Source organism: Oleiphilus sp. HI0123 (assembly GCF_001635315.1).
The window spans coordinates 1-1196 of record NZ_LWGE01001765.1; the positions used below are offsets into that span (position 1 = coordinate 1).

Below are 1196 nucleotides of genomic sequence, written 5' to 3' on the forward strand. Positions count from 1 at the left end.
AAGCCTTGGAAAATGCCTCCGGAAATGTTGGCTTTTGTTGTGGTTGTTCTTGCTGCTGTACCGACTGCCTACACAGGTGGCTCTGGTATCTTCGTTATCGCTGCTGGTGCAGTAATCTATCACGAAATTAGAGCAGCTGGCGCACGCCGCAATCTGGCACTCGCAGCCACGGCGATGTCAGGTAGTATGGGTGTTGTATTGCGACCATGTTTGCTTGTTGTTGTTATCGCGTTCATGAACCGTGAAGTAACGACCGACCAACTATTTGGCTGGGGTGTATGGGTCTTTGCGCTAAGTGCCTTTATGTTCTTTATTATGGTTATGTTTGTGAACCGTCAGAGCAAGATTCAATTAGCCTCTGTTGGTGATGCACTGCCAGAGACATTTTCGCAAATTAAGCCTCTCATTCCTTACATCCTTTGTATGGGTGGCGTTATTATGTTCTATAACATGGCCTTAAACGTTCAGTTGGATGAGTTCTCTGCAGCGCGAATCTTACCTGTGATGATGATCGTTATTCTTATTTTTGAACATATCACCAAGAAAGACATGGTGAGTGAAGATGGTAAGTCAACCGAGCCACATAAAGGTATTGAATACTGTGTGCGTACAGCCACCAACCAGACAACGGCTGAAATTGGTGCCCTGCTACTATTGGTAGCTTGTAGTATCTGTTTGGGTGGTATGATCGAACGAACCGGTGTTGTTGAGATGTTCCCAAGTGACTTCTCAAGTATCTGGACAGCAATGGCCCTTATGGTGTGTGCGTTGGTTGTCATGGGTATGATTATGGAAGCCTTTGGTGCGGTAATTCTGGTAAGCCAAACAATCGCTACGGTTGCTTACCAGGCTGGTATTGATCCAATTCACTTCTGGATGATGACTTTGGTTGCCTTTGAGTTGGGTTACTTGAGCCCGCCGGTAGCATTGAATCACTTGTTAACACGCCAAGTGGTGGGTGAAGAAGAAGCGCTTAAAGCTGATGAAGAAGTTAAGGATGGTACCTTCTACCAGCGCAATGAGCGTATTCTGATGCCAATGATGACAATGGGCTCAGTATTGCTCATCGTGGCCTTTGGACCTCTACTGGTTGCCTACTAAGTTGAGTTAGGCAAATAAAAAATCCCCGCAAGTCGGGGATTTTTTTTGTTTATAATTTACTGAAGAGATGAGTACCTACTCAATTGATCGCTTTC

1 protein-coding gene is annotated in these 1196 nt (G+C 45.3%); it reads left to right on the top strand.

Features of this window, described 5'->3' with window-relative positions:
- Positions 1-1101: TRAP transporter large permease subunit (locus A3761_RS23805; protein ID WP_156492078.1), on the top strand; the 1101-nt coding region annotated here is incomplete at its 5' end.
- Positions 1102-1196: the final 95 nt, after the last annotated feature.